This is a genomic window from Aerococcus sp. 1KP-2016, from assembly GCF_002252085.1.
Taxonomy (GTDB): Bacteria; Bacillota; Bacilli; order Lactobacillales; family Aerococcaceae; genus Aerococcus.
On sequence record NZ_NEEY01000002.1, the window covers coordinates 32,727 to 55,426 of the forward strand.

General features: G+C 37.5%; 18 protein-coding genes. 1 reads left to right on the plus strand and 17 read right to left on the minus strand.

Annotation, left to right across the window (positions count from 1 at the left end; translation table 11 throughout):
• Positions 1-163 precede the first annotated feature (163 nt).
• The 10 genes from B9P78_RS00805 to opp3b all read right to left on the minus strand — a co-directional run bounded on the left by B9P78_RS00805 (position 164) and on the right by opp3b (position 12,028).
• Positions 164-892, minus strand: coding sequence for a histidine phosphatase family protein (locus B9P78_RS00805; RefSeq protein WP_094517702.1), 729 nt, complete (start codon positions 890-892; stop codon positions 164-166).
• A gap of 17 nt (positions 893-909) precedes the next feature.
• A complete protein-coding gene (locus B9P78_RS00810; protein WP_094517703.1) occupies positions 910-2,880 on the minus strand; it encodes a fructose-1,6-bisphosphatase in 1,971 nt (656 codons plus the stop codon).
• A 785-nt stretch (positions 2,881-3,665) separates the two neighbouring features.
• Complete coding sequence (smpB, locus tag B9P78_RS00815; protein ID WP_094517704.1) at positions 3,666-4,148, minus strand: SsrA-binding protein SmpB; 483 nt, start codon at positions 4,146-4,148, stop codon at positions 3,666-3,668.
• Between the two features lie 19 nt (positions 4,149-4,167).
• Positions 4,168-6,630 carry a ribonuclease R gene (gene rnr, locus B9P78_RS00820; RefSeq protein WP_094517705.1) on the minus strand — a complete coding sequence of 821 codons (2,463 nt, stop codon included), beginning with the start codon at positions 6,628-6,630 and terminating at the stop codon, positions 4,168-4,170.
• 4 nt (positions 6,631-6,634) lie between these two features.
• The gene (locus B9P78_RS00825) at positions 6,635-7,393 is read right to left on the minus strand and encodes a carboxylesterase (RefSeq protein WP_094517706.1); all 759 of its coding nucleotides are present in this window, start codon (positions 7,391-7,393) and stop codon (positions 6,635-6,637) included.
• A 159-nt stretch (positions 7,394-7,552) separates the two neighbouring features.
• Positions 7,553-7,786 (minus strand): preprotein translocase subunit SecG, encoded by a 234-nt coding sequence (gene secG, locus B9P78_RS00830; protein WP_094517707.1) that lies wholly within the window; start codon positions 7,784-7,786, stop codon positions 7,553-7,555.
• Between the two features lie 131 nt (positions 7,787-7,917).
• Positions 7,918-8,859 (minus strand): ABC transporter ATP-binding protein, encoded by a 942-nt coding sequence (locus B9P78_RS00835; protein ID WP_233487627.1) that lies wholly within the window; start codon positions 8,857-8,859, stop codon positions 7,918-7,920.
• Positions 8,852-10,027: an ABC transporter ATP-binding protein gene (locus B9P78_RS00840; RefSeq protein ID WP_094517709.1), complete on the minus strand. Its 1,176-nt coding sequence runs from the start codon at positions 10,025-10,027 to the stop codon at positions 8,852-8,854. The genes B9P78_RS00835 and B9P78_RS00840 overlap by 8 nt, the downstream gene beginning before the upstream one ends.
• A 14-nt stretch (positions 10,028-10,041) precedes the next feature.
• Positions 10,042-11,082, minus strand: coding sequence for an oligopeptide ABC transporter permease (opp3C, locus tag B9P78_RS00845; protein WP_094517710.1), 1,041 nt, complete (start codon positions 11,080-11,082; stop codon positions 10,042-10,044).
• Position 11,083: 1 nt separating this feature from the next.
• Positions 11,084-12,028: an oligopeptide ABC transporter permease gene (gene opp3b, locus B9P78_RS00850; RefSeq protein ID WP_094517711.1), complete on the minus strand. Its 945-nt coding sequence runs from the start codon at positions 12,026-12,028 to the stop codon at positions 11,084-11,086.
• Between the two features lie 60 nt (positions 12,029-12,088).
• On the opposite strand from opp3b, the gene B9P78_RS00855 reads away from it, so the two are divergent.
• Entirely contained in the window at positions 12,089-12,463 is a 375-nt protein-coding gene (locus tag B9P78_RS00855; protein WP_094517712.1) for a DUF3899 domain-containing protein, read from the plus strand.
• Positions 12,464-12,899: 436 nt separating this feature from the next.
• On the opposite strand, the gene B9P78_RS00860 is transcribed toward B9P78_RS00855, so the two are convergent.
• The 7 genes from B9P78_RS00860 to gap form a co-directional block, all read right to left on the minus strand.
• On the minus strand, positions 12,900-14,591 hold the full coding sequence (locus B9P78_RS00860; protein WP_094517713.1) for a peptide ABC transporter substrate-binding protein: 1,692 nt from the start codon (positions 14,589-14,591) through the stop codon (positions 12,900-12,902).
• A 196-nt stretch (positions 14,592-14,787) separates the two neighbouring features.
• Complete coding sequence (locus B9P78_RS00865; RefSeq protein ID WP_094517714.1) at positions 14,788-16,431, minus strand: peptide ABC transporter substrate-binding protein; 1,644 nt, start codon at positions 16,429-16,431, stop codon at positions 14,788-14,790.
• 212 nt (positions 16,432-16,643) lie between these two features.
• Positions 16,644-17,945 carry a phosphopyruvate hydratase gene (eno, locus tag B9P78_RS00870; protein ID WP_094517715.1) on the minus strand — a complete coding sequence of 434 codons (1,302 nt, stop codon included), beginning with the start codon at positions 17,943-17,945 and terminating at the stop codon, positions 16,644-16,646.
• Between the two features lie 92 nt (positions 17,946-18,037).
• Positions 18,038-19,570 (minus strand): 2,3-bisphosphoglycerate-independent phosphoglycerate mutase, encoded by a 1,533-nt coding sequence (gpmI, locus tag B9P78_RS00875; protein ID WP_094517716.1) that lies wholly within the window; start codon positions 19,568-19,570, stop codon positions 18,038-18,040.
• Between the two features lie 3 nt (positions 19,571-19,573).
• The gene (gene tpiA / locus B9P78_RS09910; RefSeq protein WP_094517717.1) at positions 19,574-20,326 is read right to left on the minus strand and encodes a triose-phosphate isomerase; all 753 of its coding nucleotides are present in this window, start codon (positions 20,324-20,326) and stop codon (positions 19,574-19,576) included.
• A gap of 48 nt (positions 20,327-20,374) precedes the next feature.
• Entirely contained in the window at positions 20,375-21,568 is a 1,194-nt protein-coding gene (gene pgk / locus B9P78_RS09915) for a phosphoglycerate kinase (protein ID WP_094517718.1), read from the minus strand.
• Between the two features lie 105 nt (positions 21,569-21,673).
• Positions 21,674-22,687 (minus strand): type I glyceraldehyde-3-phosphate dehydrogenase, encoded by a 1,014-nt coding sequence (gap, locus tag B9P78_RS00890; protein ID WP_094517719.1) that lies wholly within the window; start codon positions 22,685-22,687, stop codon positions 21,674-21,676.
• Positions 22,688-22,700: the final 13 nt, after the last annotated feature.

Consider the following 22,700-nt stretch of genomic DNA (forward strand, 5'->3'; position numbering starts at 1 on the left):
CTAGTCACATTTCTAGTCACATTTCTAAACACATTTCTAAACACATTTCTAAACACATTTTGCACGGTCTCATTCATGCGAGATAAGAAACATATAAATCATAAAATATAAGTACACACAAAAAACTTGGCTGAGAAACATCTCAGCAGTTTTTGTGTGTTTTCTAAGACATATCAGAAGCGTCTAAATCCGTTTCTTCGTCATTAATTTCGTCCACTGCAAAGTGGTCAGTTTGATTGAATGCTTCCAAATGATATTGACCGTCTTGGTATCTAACGATAGATACGCTTGCATTATCAAGCATTGCGTCAATTTCAAATTGTGGAATCAATTCGTGAATCATATTACGAATTGTCATCCCATGACTGACAATCAAGATTTTTTTATCCGTTTCTCGATGTTTGGTGATAACATCAATTAACCCTAATTCAACACGCATCCAAAATTCCATAAAGTTTTCTGCATCATGGTATGGATCCATTTCTTTAAAAGTATCTAATTCTAAACGAACACTTTCATCAGTTGTGAATCCCGTGTATTCACCAGCTTTTTCTGTTGCGATGGCAGTTACATTAGCCCAAAGCTCGCGGGCTTCTAAACCTTCAAATGAACCGAAAAAGACTTCTCTAAATTCCGGTCTTTTTTCAATTTGAATATCTTTAGCGGTCGCATGATTTTCATCTAAAATCAGTTCTGCTGTTTTTACGGTACGTTGTAAATCACTAGTATAGACAGCTGAGAACTCTACATCAGCTAAACCCCGACCACTTCTTCGTACATCGGCTTCACCGCGTGGCGTTAATGGCGCATCTGCCCATCCTTGCATGCGTCCGTAATAATTTAAATACGTTTCTCCATGGCGCATGAAGTAAATCGTCACACCTTTTGACATTAATAATTCCTCCTTGGTTATACTACTCTAGGTCTTATTGTACCATTTCTATAGGCTTGTAGTAATTTTTTCAACTGAATTACTTGGTCTTTTAATTTTACCCCAACATCTGTTTGGCGTACTTTTAATCGATCTAATTCCTTATCCACAATTCGACGGGTAGATACGATATCTGTTTCATTTTCAACTGCATCCTCAATACTAGAGAATGGTTGATGGCTGACTAAAAGCATGCCGAATGAATTGTAGAGTAAGGTGTATCCAGCAAGGCCTGTGGTTGGTTGATAGGCTTTGGAGAAACCACCATCAATCACGAGTAATTTGCCTTCAGCCTTTATTGGATCCTCACCTTTTCGCTCTTTGACTGGTGTATGTCCGTTCACAATATGTCCCTTATCTGCAGGAACACCAAATTCTTCTAAAATACTTTCGGCACATGCCTTATCATTTCGTAATTGATAATAGATATTTTTTGGTTCTTCATGCGTTTTGGCATCTTCGATATAATAGCGTTCGAAAGTAGTCATTTTCGTTTTACCAAATAGTGAAGAGCCCTCCCCCTGCCAAATGTACCACATGTAATCTAAATCAGGGTTGGCAGATTCATCTGGCCCCTTAGAAGCATATGCTTGGCGCATAGCCTTCTCAAATTGATCAAGAAGGGCTCTACCCGAATAAGCACGGCCGTGGATATAAACCTGCTTAAAGGTCTTATCATCATTCATTGGGATACAGCCATGATACAACAAATTATCATTATAAATTTTATATAATGACCCTTTACTATATAGATAGGCTATATGTTTTTGAAGGCGTTCGGCATTAAGGAATCCCGCTTGCAATTTGGCCATCACATACTCTTCATCTTCTGTTAGCTTAAAGGGATCACTCGGGTCAACAGTTGGGAAGACTGTATTCTTCAAAGGATATTCTTGTCCATCGACGAGTACTCTGCCCTTTTCAAAGTCAATTTTATCCAAAAATAGCCGATTGTCCGTTTGGAATTCTGGATGACGTTGGATGACTTGGGCTTCCAATTTGAACTGAATAATGGTAATTGCTTGCTGCATTTTCGCAATTTGTTTAATTTCTTCTGGGAAATGATCTACTGTCTCATCAATTTTTGGTAAAAATTCATGAATACCTTCATCAGGATAAGTCGTTTCCGCAAAAGCCACTAATGGACGTAAGGATATACCGTAAGCATCTTCAATAATTTCTAGGTTATCGTATCGGGCACAAATGCGCAATACATTTGCGATTAGTACGCGAGAACCTGACGCTGCCCCCATCCAAATAGCGTCATGATTGCCCCATTGAATGTCGATGGACTTTTGTTTGGCTAATAGATCAATGATTTTATCTGGTGCAGGACCACGATCATAAATATCACCCAGTACATGCAAATGATCGACCACTAATTCTCGCATTAATTCAGATAAGGCCGAAATTAAACGATTTGCTGCCCCTAACTCAATGACATTTTGGATGATATTCCAGTAATAAGAACCCTTATTAGTAAGAACTGAATCCTTGAATATCAATTCGTCTAGGATATAAGACATGTCTGAAGGCATCGCTTTACGGACTTTAGATCGTGTATATTTTGATACAACGAATTGTGCTAATTCAATCATGCGAGAAATGGTCAAGGTATAGAATTCATTACGTGCTGCTTCATCATGAATGTCTTTTAAAATACTCGTCAATTTCTCTTCAGGATAATATACAATGGTTGCTAATTGATTCATTTCGCTTGTAGATAAGCGATTTTGAAATACTTCTCTAATCTTTTCTTTAATATTCCCAGATCCGTTACGAATCACATGGGAAACAGAATCATATTCACCATGCAAATCACTGATGAAATGTTCGGTTGCTTTTGGTAATTCCATAATTGCTTCTAAGTTGATAATTTCAGTCGTTACTGAAGCTATATCTGGAAACTGTTCAGATAGTAATCGTAAATATCGATCATTATAATTCATCAATTAGTCACTCGCTTTCTTTTCACCATCTTATCATATCCACCGTTCAAAATTCGCGACGAAACTTGCGCTTAGGTGCACATGAATAGATAACAGATTACTTGTATTCTACCATGAGAGTGCCTGCATTTTCTCAAATCTTTGTTTTTCTTTTCATAAGAAAACCTATTTCATGCCTAATGGTCATACTAAAAACGGGTCTCCGACTTTTGGTGTGGATTAGAAACCGTCCATACCTTTTTTGTATGAAAACACAAAAAGACAAATGAATAGGGTCCTCGCTAACCCGTAACATAGGACCTACCTGTATGAATAAGTTCCCTTTTGTCGTATCTACCCGCTTTGGCTGGCATAATATACCCTTAGATGAGGAGTTTTGCATATTTTTGCGAAATTGTTTATATCCGGTTTAAAATAGATGAAAACTGGAAACCATAACTGCTCTTGAGTGTATTTATGAGGAAAAATGAAACGCAAAACACCCTGAAGTTTCCTTTTCTAAAAATAATGAACGTTCAGCCCTTTGTGTGGCGCAAAATTTCTCATTTTTGAAACCAAAACCTTCCGAGGTTTCCACTTTTTGGTTATTTAACGATGTATATATACAAACCTAAACAAGCCGGACAAAAAGATGAATTTTCTTTTATCAAAGCTCATTTAAAATAAAAAAGAAACTCAAATCCATATAAAATGAATTCAAGTTTCTTACTTAAATTACGCTATCTACATTAAAAGTCGAAGTGCCAAAAAACCTGGTCAACTTGATTATTGACCAGTTTTATATATTAGTATTTTAAAGCTCGTTGCGCTTCACGCTTCATATCTTTTTCTTTTAAAGCACGACGCTTATCATATTTCTTCTTACCTTCTGCAATGCCCAACAATACTTTAGCATAGCCATTTTTTAAATAGACTTTTAGCGGTACCAGTGTTTGACCTTCACGTTGGATATCTTTCTCTAACTTCAAAATTTGAGTCTTTTTCAATAAGAGTTTACGGGGACGTAAAGGATCATGGTTAAAGATATTCCCTTGAGAAAACTCAGAGATATGTACATTGTACATCCACACTTCACCACGTTCGACACGCGCAAAGCCATCTTTCAAATTAATTTTAGATTGACGAACAGATTTAATTTCTGTACCCGTCAACACCACACCACACTCAATGGTATCTAGTATTGTAAAGTCATGACTGGCTTTGCGATTACTGGCTAAGACATTGTCGTCATTTTTTTTGCTTTGGTTTTTTTGCCATTCTTTATTCACCTACTTAGAAATGGAAAAATTACTTCCCTTTGCTCTTACGAATCACAAAGTTGCGATTACTTTTAGCTGCAGTTTTCTTCTTCGCATTTACTGGATTGTTTTTATTATTGTTACTACGTTTGTTATTTGGATTCGGGTTCGCCTTACCTTTGTAGCCAGTAGACTTGCTAGCTGCTTCTGGTCGCGCTGGTTTATCCTTACCATCACCTTTATTATTACGACGACGGCTACGATTGTTACCTTTGCGACCTTTATTACGGTTAGATTCCTTATTCTTGCCTTGATGTGTAAGACCAGTCTCGCTATCGTTTTCTCCCTTAACTAGGACAAAATCTATATCACGGGTATCTGTATTCACATCCATCACTTTTACCGTAACCTTATCACCGATGTGGTAAGTTTTACCTGTACGTTCACCGACCATGATTAAGTGATTAGCCACAAAGTTGTAATAATCATCTTTCATCATCGAAATATGAACAAGACCTTCAACTGTATTTGGTAATTCAATGAACAAGCCAAATCCGGTTACAGAAGAAATAATACCTTCAAATTCCATGCCAATTTTATCTAACATAAATTCGGTTTTCTTCAAGCTATCTGTTTCACGTTCAGCATCAACACTACGGCGTTCCATCTTAGAAGAATGCTCTGCAATGTCAGCTAGTTTCGCCTTCATCTTTTCTTGGCGTTCAGAATCTGGACGTTTATGGTCATTGTAATAATGAATCATACGGTGAACGATCAAGTCAGGATAACGACGAATTGGTGATGTGAAGTGGGTATAGTCTTCAGCAGCTAATCCATAATGACCAATAGGTTCTACATCATAATGGGCTTGTTTCATTGAACGTAATAACATCATAGAAACAACTGGTTGATAAGTTTCCCCTTGTACTTCTTTAATAATATTTTGAATATCTTTTGGACGAATCGATGATTTCGTACCTTGTGGCACAATACCAAAAGCAGTTACGAATTCAAGGAAACGTTGCATTCTATCTTCATCTGGTTGCTCATGTACCCGATAAATAAAAGGTAAAATTTTCTTCGTATAGTGTCCAGCAACCGTTTCATTGGCACTTAGCATGAAGGATTCAATCATTCGTTCAGCCACGCCACGTTCGCGAACGACGATATCTTGTGGATGCCCTTGCGCATCGACGATGATCTTAGCTTCACGAGAATCAAAATCAATCGCACCTCGGCGGACACGTTTTGTATATAAAATTTCATGTAATTGCGCCATATTTTCAAGCATGTCGACAATTTCACTATATTTTTGACGTAAGGCTTCATCGTTATTGGTGATGATTTCATTTACATCTGAATAAGTCATACGGTAATTTGAATGAATCACAGATGGATGGATATCATAATTCACAATACCACCATTATGGTCAATTTCCATAATCGCAGTCATCGTTAATCGATCCACTTCTGGATTCAATGAACAAATACCGTTAGATAATCGTTGCGGTAACATGGGTACAACTCGGTCAGTTAAGTATACGGATGTCCCACGTTCATAGGCTTCGCGGTCCATTGGTGAACTTTCCGTCACGTAATGGGAAACATCTGCGATATGGACACCTAATTGATAGTTACCATTATCTAATTTACTTAATGAAATCGCGTCATCTAAGTCTTTAGCGTCAGCACCATCAATAGTGATTGTCATGACATCTCTATAGTCTGTTCGGCCTTGTAAATCATCAGTTGCGATTGTTTCGGGGACTTCATTCGCATTTTCAAGTACCTCTGCAGGGAATTCATGCGGAATTTCAAACATATTTAAAATAGCTAGGATATCAACCCCAGGTTCATTTTTATGTCCAATTTCTTGAATAACATTCCCAGCCACCACGAAAGGATGTTGTTGATCTGGATAATCAGTTACTTCTACAACAACAATTTCTCCTTCAACAGGATGTAAGCCATCAGCTTTGATTAAGGCCGTTAAATTATCAAAACCATGATTTTGTGGTTTCACACTACCAATAAAACCAGTTTCTTCTTGGTCTTTAGTATTGAATGGTGTAAATTCACCTGTTAAACGTGTTGTATGACGTTCAATGACTTCAACTATAACACCTTCAGCTGACTTATCTTGTAATGGTTGTTCATCTCTTGTGATTTCTACTCGGACGATGTCATTTTGGAGCGCACCGTTTGTCTTACCTTTTCCGATGAAGATATCTTTTTCTAGTTCTTCAGTCTTTACAAAGCCAAAACCACGTGCATTTTGTGTAAAACTACCCGTATAAGATGGTTTTGCTTGATTCAAGCGCAATGAACCATCTTTAGTAATTTGGATTGCACCTTCTTGTTCAAGTTTTGCAATCGCCTTTACGACAACTGTAAAATCTTCTGCTTTGTCATAGCCCATCGCCTGACTTAAAGACTGGGCTGTGTACTTCTTGCTTGTATCAGCCAGAAAGGCTAACACCTCTGTTTTTATTTCTTTTAAATTTTTACTCACTTTTTCACTCCCAGTTTAATGTTGTTAAATAGTCAATAACAGTTGTTTCAAATTCATGATGGTACTTACCTACTGTTATAACGTGTGTTGCAGATTGGAATACGTTTAAGTCTACAGGTGCAGTAGTAATTGCATCCGCAAATTGCTCACCAGCAGTTGGATCAACCAACTCATCTTGACCTGATGCAGCGATATAAAATGGTACTTTGATTTCATCAATCTGACTTCGTAATTTTGTATTTATCGCAGCAATACCTTGTAGGGTGTCGGTTAATTGGCTTTGCAATTGCCCCTTTTGTGCTTGGACTTCAGCATCACTGAGGCCAATTTTTTTTTGCATATTTTCTGCAAAAAACATGAAAGATTTTGGGACATTGCTTTCAGTGATTGGTTGATTGGTGACAATTGGCGTATTAAATACGCCACCACCAACTACATCGTTGTTCAGTAATACACTAGTTGCGATTGTGCCCCCTAACGATAAACCAAAAACTGCTATTTTATGATACCCTCGTTCTTTTAATGCATCATACGCTCTTTGTCCATCTGCTAACCATGTTTGCGGGTTACCAGGGGCAACAAGGTTGAATACATCTTCAGTTGCATGTCCCGTTAATTGAGGCGCATACACCGTATATCCTTCACGATTTAGTCTGCGACCCAACATCCGCACATCATTAGAGGTCCCAGTAAAAGCATGGAAAAGGATAATTGCCTTCTCGTTACCTTCAAAGAAAAAAGGCTCTGGTAATTTTGTTTGCATATAATATTCACCCTACTTTATGCTCTTCGTTTATTTTCACTCAATAAATGATTTGTTACTTCATTGTATGTTTTATGCCACTTAAATCAATTATTTACCCCGATAGTTTTGGCTGTAAACAAAAAAATAGCGGTCCTATGCATAGAACCGCCTCAAATTTTATGCAGATAAGTTTGCGAGTAGTAATGCAATCACCATAAAAGCTAAGCCAAGGATGACTGTAAAACGATTCAATACAGCTTCAAAACCACGTGCTTTTCTCTTCTTACCAAACATGGCATCACCGCCACCAGTTAAGTTGCTTGCACTATTTCCTTTAGATGGTTGTGCAACAACCACTAGAATTAATAAGAAAGCGATAATAATCAAGACTGTCAATAATATATTATACAAAAGTACCCCTCCGTTTTGTTCTACACACCTATTTTAACATAAGTATAGGACACTTACAATTTAATGATTATATGTATCGTCATATAAAGAAAAAGGGGTTAGGACTTTCATCCCAACCTCGTTTCATTTTATTATTCACCTTGCGCTGCGCGCATTTTTTTGTATTTCTCAACTTCATTAGGAGAGCAATATACAAAATGGTTTGGTGAAATTTCAACCATTGATTCATCACCATTTAATGGTGCGTGGTTATAGGTAATACGTTGACGGCTACGTTCATAAATTGGGTCTGGCAATGGAATTGCAGATAACAGACTCTTCGTATATGGATGTAAACCGTGGTAGTATAATTCATCTGCATCAGCTAGTTCAACAATTTTACCCATATACATTACTGCGATTCGGTCAGAAATGTATTTCACCATTGACAAGTCATGGGCGATAAATAGGAATGTTAAACCAAATTCTTGTTGAAGTTCTTCAAGCAAGTTTACAACTTGGGCTTGAATCGACACATCAAGTGCAGAGATAGGTTCATCAGCCACAATCATTTTTGGTGCCACTGCAAGTGCACGTGCGATACCAATACGTTGACGTTGTCCACCTGAAAATTCATGTGGGTAACGAGTTGCATGTTGTGGGTTTAAACCTACTTGTTCTAAAAGTTCAGCAACGCGAGCTTTACGTTCAGCTTTTGTTTTTACTAAACCATGAATTTCTAAACCTTCAGCAATGATATCTTCAACTTTCATACGTGGATTTAATGACGCATATGGATCTTGGAAGATCATTTGGATATCTTTACGGAAATCTAACATTTCGTGACGGTTTTTTAGTTTGGCAATATCTTTACCTTCGAAGATGATTTCTCCTGAAGTTGGTTGATAAAGGCGCATTACAGCACGACCAGTAGTTGTTTTACCAGAACCTGATTCCCCAACTAAACCGAAAGTTTCACCTTTAAAGATATCAAATGAGATATCATCAATGGCCTTCACTTCACCTTTAGAGCCGGCACCAAAGTATTGTTTCAAATTTCTTACCTTTAATAAGGGTTCTTGTTCATTAGCCAATTGAGTCATCTCCTTCCATAGTTTCTGTTGTAATTACACCTTCTGTATCTTTAGATGTAACAACTTCAGTATTTTCATCTAATGAAACCTTAGGTGCACCAGCATTGTATCCTTCAGGAATAATACCAGCTTTTAAGCTTTCATAGATTTTATAACGGCGTTGGATTTCAGCCGGAGCTTCAACCCTAGGCGCGTCTGGATGAAATAACCAAGTAGCAGCTGAATGTGTGTCAGAAACTTTGAACATTGGTGGTTGCATTTCGTAATCAATTTCCATAGCGTAATCAGAACGTAAAGCAAAGGCGTCCCCTTTTGGTGGATCTAACAAGTCTGGTGGTGTACCAGGAATTGATACCAATTTACCTTTTGTATCTAATGTAGGCATAGAACCAATCAAGCCCCAAGTATATGGATGTTGTGGATTGAAGAAGATTTCATCTACGTCACCATATTCAACGATTTTACCAGCATACATAACCGCAACACGGTCAGCAACGTTCGCAACAACACCCAAATCATGTGTGATAAAGATGATTGATGTATCAATTTTTTCTTGTAATTCTTTCATCAATTCTAGGATTTGTGCTTGGATAGTTACATCTAGTGCTGTTGTTGGTTCATCGGCAATCAAGATACGAGGATTACATGCCAAAGCAATCGCAATAACGATACGTTGTCGTTGTCCACCTGAAAATTGATGCGGATATTGATTCATACGTTCAGATGCATTGGGAATACCTACTAAAGTTAGTAATTCTTCTGCACGTTCGTATGCTTCTTTTTTAGATTTGTTTTGGTGAATGATAATTGGTTCAGCAATTTGTTTACCAATTTTCATTACAGGGTTTAAAGAAGTCATAGGATCTTGGAAAATCATCGCGATGTCTTTTCCACGGATACCTTGCATTTCTTTTTCAGATTTCTTTAATAAATCTTCGCCGTTAAAAAGGATTTCTCCACCTTTAACATCAGCGTTATTGGCTAATAATCGCATAATGGTACGTACAGTTACAGATTTACCTGAACCAGACTCACCTACGATGGCTAACGTTTCCCCTTGCTTCAAGTCAAAATTCACTTTACGAATGGCTTGAACATCACCAGAATACGTTTTGAAATTAATTTCTAGATCTTTTACTTCTAAAATATTTTCTGTTTTGTTACTCAATTCTGCTCAACTCCTTAATCATTCGTTTTTGGATCTAGAGCATCACGTAAACCATTTGCTAACATGTTAAATGCAATCATGACGATACAGATTACACCTGCTGGGTACCACATTAAATGAGGCAAGAAGCGGAATGTCTTATAACCATCATTAATTAATGTACCTAATGAAGCATTTGGTGCCGGAATACCTAATCCGATGAAACTCAAGAACGCCTCGAAGAAGATTGCGGACGGAATTGAGAATACTGTTTGGATAATAATGATACCTGATAAGTTCGGTAAGATATGGCGGAAGGCAATTTTCCATGCCGCCTCACCCAATGAACGTGCCGCCAAGATATATTCTTGGTTTTTAATTTTCATTGTTTGCGCACGTACAACACGCGCCATTGAAATCCATTCAGTGATAGCTAAGGCAATAATAATTGACATAATACCTGGTTCTAACACCAAAAGCATTAAGATTACAATTACTAAGTTAGGTACACCAGATAAGATTTCTAAGAAACGCATCATAATGTTATCGATACGGCCACCATTCCAACCAGCGATGATACCGTAAGGCACACCAATTAATAAGTTGAATAAAGCTGCCATCAAACCGATGAACAATGAAACACGCGTACCATATAGAATACGGGATAATAGGTCACGACCTAATGCATCAGTACCTAAATAGTAGTAAACATCTTCTGGTACATTATTCGCAGCGTATTGGTCGATTTCAGTACCAGCTACTGATGATTTACCATCAAACCAAGCAAAATTTTCCAAACCTGGAATTTTTGGTGGGATGTTAGCAAATTGAACATTTTGTACATTTGGATCAGCTGGAGCGATTACTGGTGCTAAAACAGCTAAAATAATGACAATAATTAAAACGATTAATGATAAAATAGCAATTTTATTTTTCTTTAATCGACGCCATGAATCTTGAAGGAAGTTTAATGACTCACCTGCAATTTGTTCACGTTCAGCAATATGATCATGTTGTGTAGCTGGGCGGAATTTATCAGCTGGAATAGATGTATATGATTGATTATTTTCAGCCATATTATTCGCCTCCTTCGTTACTTACTCGAATACGTGGATCAACAATACCGTATAAAATATCTACTAATAATAGCATTGCTACTAACATTGCAGAATAAAGAATTGTTACACCCATGATTGTTGGGTAGTCATTTGTTTGGATTGATTTAACGAATTGTTCACCAATACCAGGAATTGCGTAAATATTTTCAACTACCATCGAACCTGTCATTAGGGCTACTGTTAATGGACCTAATAATGTTAATAGTGGAATTAAAGCGTTACGAACCCCATGTTTAAATGCTACTGCAGTTCTACTCAAACCTTTTGCACGAGCTAATTCGATATAGTCTGAATTCAATACATCAACCATTTCTGTACGAATGAATCGACTTGAGTCAGCCAATGGTGAAATAGCTAAAGCAATTGTTGGTAGAACAGTTGCGGCAAAAGAACCATCCCATAAAGCGATTGGGAACCAACCTAATTGTACTGCGAATACTAATTGTAGTAATACTGCGAATACGAAGTTAGGGATAGAACGACCAAGGATGGCTACAAATGTGGCAGTTGAGTCAATCCAAGTGTTTTTGTACATTGCTGAGATCACTCCAAGAATGATACCTAAAGAAGTACCAAGGATAATCGCTTGAGCACCCAATTGTAAAGATGGGCCGATACGACTACCTAATAATTCAGTTACTGGTGTATTTGAAAATTGGAAAGATACACCTAAGTCACCTGTAAATATACCCAACATATAACGGGCATACTGAACAATGACTGGATCATTTAATCCATAACGTTCATTCATGATGATGATTTGTTCTGCTGATAGTCGGTCCTCATTTTGGAACGGTGTACCAGGTAGAAGCTTCATTAAGAAAAATGTAATTGTTGCAATTAGAAATATTGTTAAGAGCATATAAAATACTCTACGAAGTAAATATTTGTAATACGATTTCAAATTGCTTCACCTCCTATATTGTGTTAAATTATGGACATATTGAAAGGATTTGATCTCACAATGATTTATAAACGCTGGAAAAGCATCCTCTTGCTTTTTGCCACGATACCGTTCATTATATCAATTTTTTTGCACGAGGGTATCACTTTATTTTACTTAAGCAATAGCTATTTTTACATTAGTGCCTCATTTCTAATTGCCGGAATGTTCGGATTAATCTTAAAAGACGGGACTTTTGACCTATTTCAATATAGCCTGCGTAAATGGAGACCTGGTGTTATCGGACAAAAAAATTCAAAAAAAAATGATGATTCCGAGAAAAATGTACAAACATTGTCCCAATCTATTGGTACCTGGTACATTGGTTTCTTGAAAATCGGTGGTATTTTATTGGCAATTAGCTTAGCTTGTCTCATTACTTATTATTTCATTTAAGACCATAAAGGGTGGCATTTAGCCATTCTTTTTTTATCCTTAATTTTTTAGCTAACAGCTATGCTAACTATTGGCATTCTAACTAGTAATCATGTTAATTTATCTACCTAACTTCTAGTAAGTTGGTGTAAAGCTAAATCACCCTCCAATTTTCATTTCTCTTCCCTCCACTAGTATTCATTCTCACACTAAGGGATTTACCACTAAATGATGGAAAACAACTCATATCGCAGTTATTTGCCGATTTTACCTATGAGTGCTAAAAAATAAAATTTTTAAAAAATTGATGATAATATTTTCATATTTTCATCAAAAGCATTACAAATTCTAACACATCAAACTTTTTACGTCAATATATGTGACATTATCATCATATAATAAAAAAACCTACCTTTACAGGTAGTTTTTTATATTACTGTGGTAATTTCATTCGAAATTATTCAGCTTTTGAAGCCCATTTGAATGAAGTAGAAGCACCAACTTGGTGATGAACTACACCTTCAACTGTAGGTTGTTGTAAGTAAGCACCGAAACGTTGGTAAAGTGGTGCAATACCAGCATCTTCTAAGATGATTGATTCAGCAGAAACTAGGTCAGCCCAACGAGCATCTAAGTCTTCTGTTTCACCAGCTGCACTAGCGATCAATGCATCGTATTCTTCGTTAGAGTAACCAGAGTTGTTGTTACCACCATCTGTGATGAACAATTCTAAGTAGTTAATTGGGTCAGCGTAGTCAGCACCCCAACCTGCAACTTGTAAATCGTAATCTTGAGAGTTGTCAGCAGCGATACGGTTCTTGAATGGTTGTGCAACGATTGATACTTCTAATCCAGGTAAGTTTTCTTGTAATTGACCTTGGATGTATTCAGCAGAACGTTGTGCATTTTCAGTATCATCAACTAATAATTCGATGCTAACTGAGTCTGTACCTAATTCTTCTAAACCAGCTTTGAAAGCTTCTTGAGCAGCAGCTACATCATAAGTTAAGAATTCAGCTGCAGCAGCAGAGTCTTCACGGAAGTCTGCACCAGTTGATGGGTTAAATGCTAATCCTTCTGGAACGAGGTAGTCTGCAGGTTTAGAACCATTTTGTAGTACTTGATCAGCAAATGATTGTTTATCAATTGCTTTAGCAACTGCAGTACGGATGTTTTTGTTAGCTAACGGTGTTTCTTCACCATTACGTTCTTGGTTCATCTTCAAGTAGAATACTGTTGATTCAGGTGCGTTAGCCATGTTAGGGTCACCTTCACGTGCTGCAACATATTCACCAGAAACAGTTGTGTAATCAATTTCACCACTATCAAACAAGTTGATTGCAGTAGATGTTTCTTTCAATACTTGGTAGTTTACAGCATCCAATTTAACATTTTCAGCATCCCAGTAAGTATCGTTTTTCACTAATTGCCAGTTTAAGTTAGTACCGTCCCATCCAGCTAAAGTAAATGGACCATTTGATAATACTGTATCAGAGTTAGTTGCGTAATTTTCGCCTTGCTCTTCAACGTATGCTTGGTTTAATGGGTAGAATGGCGCCATTGATAGCAAACCTTCTAAGTAAGGTACTGGTTTAGCATAAGTAACTTCTAAAGTCTTGTCATCGACAGCTTTAACACCTAATTCACTAGGTTCCATTTCGCCATTGATGATTTCTGTAGCGTTTTGAATGATACCATCAGCTAAGTAAGAGTATGACGCTGCTTGATCTGGATTTACTAAGCGTTGCCATGCAAACACAAAGTCACCAGCGGTTACAGGGTCACCATTTGACCAGTTAGCGTTCTCTTTGATTTTATAAGTGTAAACTGTGCCATCTTCAGAGATAGTTGGTTCACCATCTAACATTGCTGGCTCATATTCATTATCAGCATTTTGACGATATAAACCTTCGTTTACATTATTCATCATGTCAAATGAAACTGTATCAGTTACCATGGTAGTATCCATAGTTGGTAATTCACTACTTGTTGTCCAGTTTAAGACATTTTCCCCAGAAGTTGCAGTAGAACTTGTTGCTGCACTGCTATCAGATGTAGCTGCGTCGTCGCCACCGTTACCACATGCTGCTAAAACTAAACCAGATAAACCAATCACTGCTAGTGATTTTAAAAGATTTTTTCTTTCCATAATACTTCCTCCATCTTCGAGTCTTCTGACCCAATAAGATATTTATTACAATATGGCAATAATTTACTAGATAATGAATCCGTTGTCAATCAATTCTTCTCATATTTTTCATAGATTATTCATAAAACCCTAATAAACAAGAAAACCGCAAGTATTATCACTTGCGGTTTTTGAATTCATTGTTCAAATATTGTATTTATTCTGCAGCTTCTAATGTTGCTGTACGTAAATCAAATTCATTACCAACTGATCTGAATGTGATACCAGTTAAATTAGGATTTCTTAATTGTGTTTCTACTTCTTGGTATAGTGGTACCCACGCAGCATCCTCAACTAAGATATTTTGTGCTTCAACAAAATTTGCCCAACGTGCAGTAGGATCATTGGCGTTTTCCCCACGTGCAGCTTCAATTTCTGCATCATATGCAGTGTTTGTATAATCCCCACGGTTGTATGGGCCACCTGTTTCTAATAGTTCGAAGAAGTTAATACCATCAGCAAAGTCAGCTGCCCAACCTGTGATTACCATATCGTAGTCACGTGCATCCTCTTGTGCTAAACGGTTTTTCTTCGGTACATTTTGAAGGTTAACTGTGACACCTTCCAAGTTATTTTGTACTTGTCCTTGGATATATTGAGTCGTTGTTTTACCTTTTTCATCATCATCACCTAACAGGTTAAGATCTAAAGTTTCAACGCCTAACTCTTCTTTAGCTAAGTCCCATAAACGCGCTGCTTCTTCTGGATCATATTTATCAGTAATACCTACTTCAGTGACAAAGTCTTCCTCTGTTTCAGGATTGAAGATGAAGTTTTCTGGTACGAATGTCGCTACAGCATTAGAACCATCACCAATTACATTTGTTGCTAATTCTTCGTTATTGATTGCATAGTCAATCGCTTCACGTAAATTTTGGTTTTGGAAAACTTCGTTATTATAGTTAAAGGCCATCCAGTAATTACGTGCTTTTGCTTGTTGTACCGCATTTTCATCGCCTTGGTATTGTTTAGCAAGTTCACCTGTTAATGGTGCATTATCAATATCCCCAGCTTCAAACAAGTTAACCGCAGTTGAACCTTCTTTGATAACTTGAACATTTACTTCATCAATTGCTATGCTGTCAGCATTATAGTAATCAGCATTTTTCTCTAAAGTCCAAGTTAAACCTGTTCCATCCCAGTTTGACATAGTGAATGGTCCTGAGAATACAATGTTATCAGAGTTTGTTCCATATGCATCCCCTGCTTCTTCAACAAAAGCTTGGTTTTGAGGGTATAATGGCGTAAATGCTAATAAGTTTTCGATATATGGAATTGGCGTATCAAGTTGAATTTCAATTGTGTAATCATCTAAGGCTTTAACACCTAACTCTTCAACCGGTGCCTCTCCACTCAATACAGCTTCTGAATTTGCAAATCCAGCCAATAAGTATGAATATGGTGCTGCAGTATCAGGATTTGCTAAACATTGAATGGCATAAACAAAATCATTGGCCGTGATAGGATCACCGTTTGACCATTTAGCATCTTCGCGCATCTTGATGGTGTATGTCAACCCATCTTCAGATACTTCAGGTAATGCTTCTGCTAAAGCTGGTTCAATTTCATTCATATCATTTTCCCAATAAAGACCGTCTTGAACTTGTCCAATATAATTGGCACTATTCATATCTGTAACCATTACAGAGTCCATTGTAGCGATTTCTGTAGGTGCTACATAGTTTACGACTGCTGCCGCTTCTCCATCTGTACCTGAACTCGCTGTTTCGCTACCTGTACCACATGCTGCTAATAATGCAGCAGTTGCTAATGTTACAATTAAACTTCTTTTTAATCCCATATTATTCCCTCATCCCTAATTAAATATTAATACTGTTCTCATTTTATCTCATTGAAAATTTATGTCAATAAAAAATGATGAATTATTTCACAAAAAATTCGTATTTTCCTATCATAAAATCAAATAAACAAAAAAAGCATAGGTAGCGAGCTACCTATGCTTAAATGTTAACTGTCTGAATATTCGTAAGGGACGGAGTATCTTGTATTAAACTATTTGTTTTCTAAGTTGTAGAAAGCGTTTAGTCCTTGGTATTGAGCTAATTCGCCTAATTCATCTTCGATACGTAATAATTGGTTGTATTTAGCCATACGGTCTGTACGAGATAATGAACCAGTTTTGATTTGACCTGCATTTGTTGCAACAGCGATATCAGCGATTGTTGCATCTTCTGTTTCACCAGAACGGTGAGAAACAACTGCAGTATATGAAGCACGTTTCGCCATTTCGATAGCGTTGAATGTTTCAGTTAAAGTACCGATTTGGTTAACTTTGATTAAGATTGAGTTACCAACGTGTTCAGAGATACCACGTTCTAAAATTTCAGTGTTTGTTACGAATAAGTCGTCACCAACTAATTGTACTTTTTCACCTAATTTTTCAGTTAATAACTTCCAACCATCCCAGTCATTTTCATCCATACCGTCTTCGATAGTGATGATTGGGTATTTTTCTACTAATTCAGCTAAGAATGCAGCTTGTTCTTCAGCAGTACGTTTAGCTCCGCCTTCACCTTCGAATTTAGCGTAGTCGTAAATACCATCTTCGTAGAATTCAGAAGAAGCAACGTCAAAACCTAAGTAAATGTCTTCACCTGGTTTGTAACCAGCAGCTTCGATTGCTTCGATGATAGTTTCTACAGCATCCTCTGTACCGTCAAAACGTGGCGCAAATCCACCTTCATCACCAACAGCAGTTTCCAAACCACGTTTAGATAAAATTGATTTTAAAGCGTGGAAAGTTTCAGCACCCCAACGTAATGCTTCTTTGAATGAAGATGCACCAGCAGGGATAATCATGAACTCTTGGAAAGCGATAGGAGCGTCAGAGTGAGAACCACCATTAACGATGTTCATCATTGGAGTTGGTAACACTTTAGCGTTAAAACCACCTAAGTAGTTGTAAAGTGGAATGTTTAATTCATCAGCTGCAGCGCGAGCAGTAGCGATAGATACTGCTAAAATAGCGTTAGCACCTAAGTTACCTTTGTTAGCAGTACCGTCTAAATCGATCATAGCTTGGTCAATACCAATTTGATCAGTTACGTCAAGTCCGATAATTGCATCAGCGATAACAGTATTCACGTTGTTTACTGCGTTTTCAACACCTTTACCTAAATAACGGCCTTTGTCTCCGTCACGTAATTCAACAGCTTCGTGTTCACCAGTTGAAGCACCAGATGGAACGATTCCACGACCAAAGCCACCAGCTTCAGTATATACTTCAGCCTCAACAGTTGGGTTACCACGAGAATCCAAGACTTCGCGAGCATAAATATCAGTAATTGCAGACATAATTTCTCTCCTTTAAATTTAAAGTGATTTCAAATTTGTTACATAAATAGTATACCATACCCACTTTTTTGTGGGTATGTTTATCAGGGTGCTTAGTGTTTAATTAAGCTTTCCCCTGTCATTTCTTCAGGTTGGTCAAGATTTAATAAATCTAACATCGTTGGCGCAACATCTGCTAAACGACCATCAGTGCGTAATTCAACACCTTTTTTAGTTACAATAACTGGTACTGGCACAGTTGTATGTGCAGTATTTGGTGATCCATCTTCGTTAAGTTCAGTATCAGCGTTACCGTGGTCTGCAAAAATAATTGCTTGACCACCTTTAGCTAAGATAGCATCAACTACACGACCAAGATTTTCATCAACAGCTTCGATAGCTTTGATTGTTGGTTCTAACATACCTGAGTGACCAACCATATCAGGATTTGCAAAGTTTAAGATAATAGCATCTTGACGGTCATTTTCAATCTCATCAACTAATGCATCTGTAACTTCGTAAGCAGACATTTCTGGTTTCAAGTCGTAAGTTGCAACTTTAGGAGAATTAATTAAAATACGTTTTTCCCCTTCAAATTCATCGTTAGATCCACCATTCATAAAGAATGTAACATGCGGATATTTTTCTGTTTCTGCGATACGCAATTGGTTTAAGCCGTTGTTAGCTAAAACTTCACCCAATACATTTGTTAATGGAATTGGTTTAAATGCGATATCAGCTTGAATATCATCACGGTATTTAGTCATTGTTACAAACTTGATGTTTTTCGGTTCATTTCCACGTTCAAAATGATCCCATTCTGTTGCAGTAACTGCATCAGACAATTGACTCGCACGGTCAGGACGGAAGTTTGCAAAGATAATGGCATCATTATCTTGAACTAAAGCTACTGGATTACCTTCGCTATCAACTAGATTAGTTGGTTCTACGAATTCATCTGTTACGCCTTTAGCGTAGTTAGCTTGAACGATTTCAGTTGCGTCCGTACCTTTTTCACCTTTACCGTTAAAAATAACGTCATAGGCTTTTTGTACACGTTCCCAACGGTTATCACGGTCCATAGCATAGTAACGGCCGGCAACAGTTGCGATTTGACCAATATTTTCTTCAGCCATCACTTTTTCAAGTGTTTCGATATATCCTGGTGCAGCATGTGGATCTACATCACGACCATCTAGGAAGGCGTGTAAGTAAATTTTTTCTACACCTTTAGCTTTTGCATCTTTAATTAATGCTTCAATATGACGGATGTGGCTATGAACCCCACCATCAGATAATAAACCAAAGATGTGTAAAGCTGAATGGTTTTCCTTCACATGAGTATAAGCACCGTTTAGGGCTTCATTCTCAGCGAAGTCGCCATCTGAAATAGCTTTATCAATACGAGTTAGGCTTTGGTATACAATACGGCCAGCACCAATATTTGTATGGCCAACTTCAGAGTTACCCATTTGACCATCAGGTAACCCAACGTCTAACCCAGAAGCTTTCATTGTACCATGTGGAAATTCATTCCAGTAACGATCGAAGTTAGGTTTATTAGCTTGGGCAACAGCGTTACCGTAAGATTCCTCTCTCCAACCGAATCCATCTAAGATAATAATCGCTACGGGTGATTTAGACATAAGTTATTTACCTCCATTTAATAGTGCGATGTAAGAAGTTACATCAAGACTTGCTCCTCCTACGAGCGCACCATCAACGTCTTCTTTTTCTAATAATTCAGCAATATTATCAGGTTTAACAGAACCACCGTATAAAATACGGGTTTGATCTGCTGCATCTTTACCAGCGATTTCGAATACTAAATCACGGATATGTGCTGACATATCTTGTGCATCATCAGCAGAAGCAGTTTTACCTGTTCCGATTGCCCAGATTGGTTCGTAAGCAATTACAGCTTGCGCAACTTGATCAGCAGTAAGGCCTTCAAGAGCTGCACGGATTTGACCGCTAACCCATTCTTTTTCTTGGCCAGCTTCACGAGTTTCTAATGTTTCACCACAGCAAATGATTGGTGTCATGTTATGGCTAAAGATAGCAGCTGCTTTTTTGCGAACATCTTCGTCTGTTTCGCCGAAAAGTTCTCTACGTTCAGAGTGACCAATAACCACGTATGGTACATGTAATGATTCCAATGCTGCAGGTGAGATTTCACCTGTGAATGCACCTTCGTCTTCATAGTGTACGTTTTGAGCAGCGATTTGAATATCAGTGCCTTCAGTTTCTTTGATTAATGATTCAATGTAGATTGCTGGTGGCGCGATCAATGATTCAGCTTCTGTTTGAGGGAAACCTTCTTTTAAAGCTGCAACGAATTCATGAGCTTCCGCTGCAGATTTATTCATTTTCCAGTTACCAGCGATTAATGTCTTACGCATGTTTGAAAAACTCCTTTTCGACAAGTTTTGTTCAAGTGTTCAAAATAATTAAATGTTAGCGATAGCAGCGATACCAGGTAATTCTTTACCTTCTAGGAATTCTAGAGAAGCACCACCACCAGTTGAGATATGTGTGAATTTGTCAGCTAAACCTAATTGGTAAGCAGCTGCTGCAGAGTCACCACCACCGATGATTGTTGTTGCATCAGTTAAGTTAGCGATTGCTTCACCTACACCGTTAGTACCTTTAGCAAAACTTGGCATTTCAAATACACCCATTGGGCCATTCCAAACAACAGTTTTAGCATCAGATAATTGTTCAGCATAGTATTCTACAGTCTTAGGACCTACATCAAGTGATTGCCAGTCAGCAGGAATACCATCAACTTCAACAATATCAGTGTTTGCGTCATTGTCAAAAGCATCAGCAACAACAAAATCAACTGGTAATACTAAACGATCGCCAGCACGTTCCATTAAATCTTTTGCTAAAGGAATTTTATCTTCTTCTAGTAAAGATCCACCAACTTCGTAGCCTTTTGCTTTCATGAAAGTATAAGCCATACCACCACCGATTAAGACTTTGTCAGCCTTATTCAATAATGATTCGATTACGCTGATTTTATCAGAAACTTTAGCACCACCTAAGATAGCAACAAACGGACGTTTTGGTTCGTTAACAGCATCACCTAAGAATTTAATTTCTTTTTCCATTAAGAAACCAGCAACGGCTTCTAAGTTATTAGAAATACCGACGTTTGATGCATGTTCACGGTGAGCAGTACCAAATGCGTCGTTAACAAAAACATCACCTAATGATGCCCAGTATTTACCTAATTCTGGATCGTTTTTGCTTTCTTTTTTACCATCAACATCTTCGAAACGAGTGTTTTCGAACATTAATACTTCGCCGTCTTTTAAGTTAGCGATTGCATCTTCTAATTCTTGTCCACGTGTTTCAGGAATAAATGTAACTTCTTTACCTAATTTTTCAGATAAACGAACTGCAACTGGACGAAGTGATTTAGAAGCTTTGTCCTCTTCAGTTTTAACCTTACCTAAATGAGAGAATAATACTAAACGTCCACCTTGTTCAAGAATATACTCAATAGTTGGTAATGCTTGAACGATTCGGTTATCGTCAGTAATATTTGAGTCTTTGTCCATTGGTACGTTAAAGTCTGCACGTTCTAGAACAACTTTACCTTTTAAATCTATATCTTTGACAGTTTTCTTAGCCATGTATATAGCACTCCTTATCTAAAGTAGAAACTTAATAAAAAAAGCGGGAAGCGCGAAGCTTCCCGCCCAAATTCAACTGATTAATGCTGTGTTCAATAATGTCAATTATTGTTTAGCAGCAAAGTATTCGATTAAACGAACAAATTGAGAAACGAAACCAGCTTCGTTATCGTACCAAGCAACAGTTTTAACTAATTGGCCTTCTTCAGACTCTTGAACTAGAGTTTGAGTAGCGTCAAAGATTGAACCAGCTGGAACACCAACGATATCAGAAGAAACGATTTCATCTGTGTTGTAAGTGAATGAAGGAGTAGCATATTTTTTCATTGCTTCGTTAACTTCTTCAACAGTTACTTTTTTGTCTAATACTGAGTAGAATTCAGTCATAGAACCAGTTACGATAGGAATACGGATAGCAGTACCGTGAACTTTACCGTTAACTGAAGGAATAACGCGACCTACAGCTTTAGCAGCACCTGTTGATGCAGGGATAGCATTTTCAGCTGCAGCACGACCATTACGGTAGTTACCTTTGTTTCCGTTAGGACCATCTTGTAATGATTGAGTAGCAGTGTAAGCATGAATTGTTGACATTAAACCATGTTTAATACCGAATTCTTTTTCTAACACGTTTACCATTGGAGCTAAACAGTTAGTAGTACATGAAGCACCTGAGATAATAGTATCGTCAGCTTCGATGATGTCTTCGTTTACACCAAATACAATTGTTTTAGTTTCAGCATCAGCAGGAGCTGAGATGATAACTTTTTTAGCACCAGCATTGATGTGCGCTTGAGATTTTTCTTTAGTAGCGTAGAAACCAGTACATTCAAGAACGATATCAACACCTAAATCACCCCAAGGTAAGTCGTTAGCGTCACGTTCTGAGTAAACTGCGATTTCTTTACCATCGATAGAAATACCTTTGTCAGTTGTTTGGATGTCATGGTTAAAAGTACCATGAGCAGTATCATATTTTAATAGGTAAGCTAAGAATTCGTTATCTGTTAAATCGTTGATTGCCACGATTTCAACATTAGATTCATTTTCTTCCCAAATACGACGTAGTGTTAAACGACCGATACGACCAAAACCGTTAATTGCTAATTTAATTGCCATACTACAAAATTCC

Bases quoted from the DNA above. Each gene is read 5' to 3' on its own strand.
- B9P78_RS00810 (WP_094517703.1), bottom strand. From the start codon at position 2,880: ATGAATTATAATGATCGATATTTACGATTACTATCTGAACAGTTTCCA.
- opp3C (WP_094517710.1), bottom strand. From the start codon at position 11,082: ATGGCTGAAAATAATCAATCATATACATCTATTCCAGCTGATAAATTC.
- gap (WP_094517719.1), bottom strand. From the start codon at position 22,687: ATGGCAATTAAATTAGCAATTAACGGTTTTGGTCGTATCGGTCGTTTA.
- B9P78_RS00865 (WP_094517714.1), bottom strand. From the start codon at position 16,431: ATGGGATTAAAAAGAAGTTTAATTGTAACATTAGCAACTGCTGCATTA.
- gpmI (WP_094517716.1), bottom strand. From the start codon at position 19,570: ATGTCTAAATCACCCGTAGCGATTATTATCTTAGATGGATTCGGTTGG.
- B9P78_RS00860 (WP_094517713.1), bottom strand. From the start codon at position 14,591: ATGGAAAGAAAAAATCTTTTAAAATCACTAGCAGTGATTGGTTTATCT.
- tpiA (WP_094517717.1), bottom strand. From the start codon at position 20,326: ATGCGTAAGACATTAATCGCTGGTAACTGGAAAATGAATAAATCTGCA.
- B9P78_RS00855 (WP_094517712.1), top strand. From the start codon at position 12,089: ATGATTTATAAACGCTGGAAAAGCATCCTCTTGCTTTTTGCCACGATA.
- pgk (WP_094517718.1), bottom strand. From the start codon at position 21,568: ATGGCTAAGAAAACTGTCAAAGATATAGATTTAAAAGGTAAAGTTGTT.
- eno (WP_094517715.1), bottom strand. From the start codon at position 17,945: ATGTCTGCAATTACTGATATTTATGCTCGCGAAGTCTTGGATTCTCGT.
- B9P78_RS00825 (WP_094517706.1), bottom strand. From the start codon at position 7,393: ATGCAAACAAAATTACCAGAGCCTTTTTTCTTTGAAGGTAACGAGAAG.
- B9P78_RS00805 (WP_094517702.1), bottom strand. From the start codon at position 892: ATGTCAAAAGGTGTGACGATTTACTTCATGCGCCATGGAGAAACGTAT.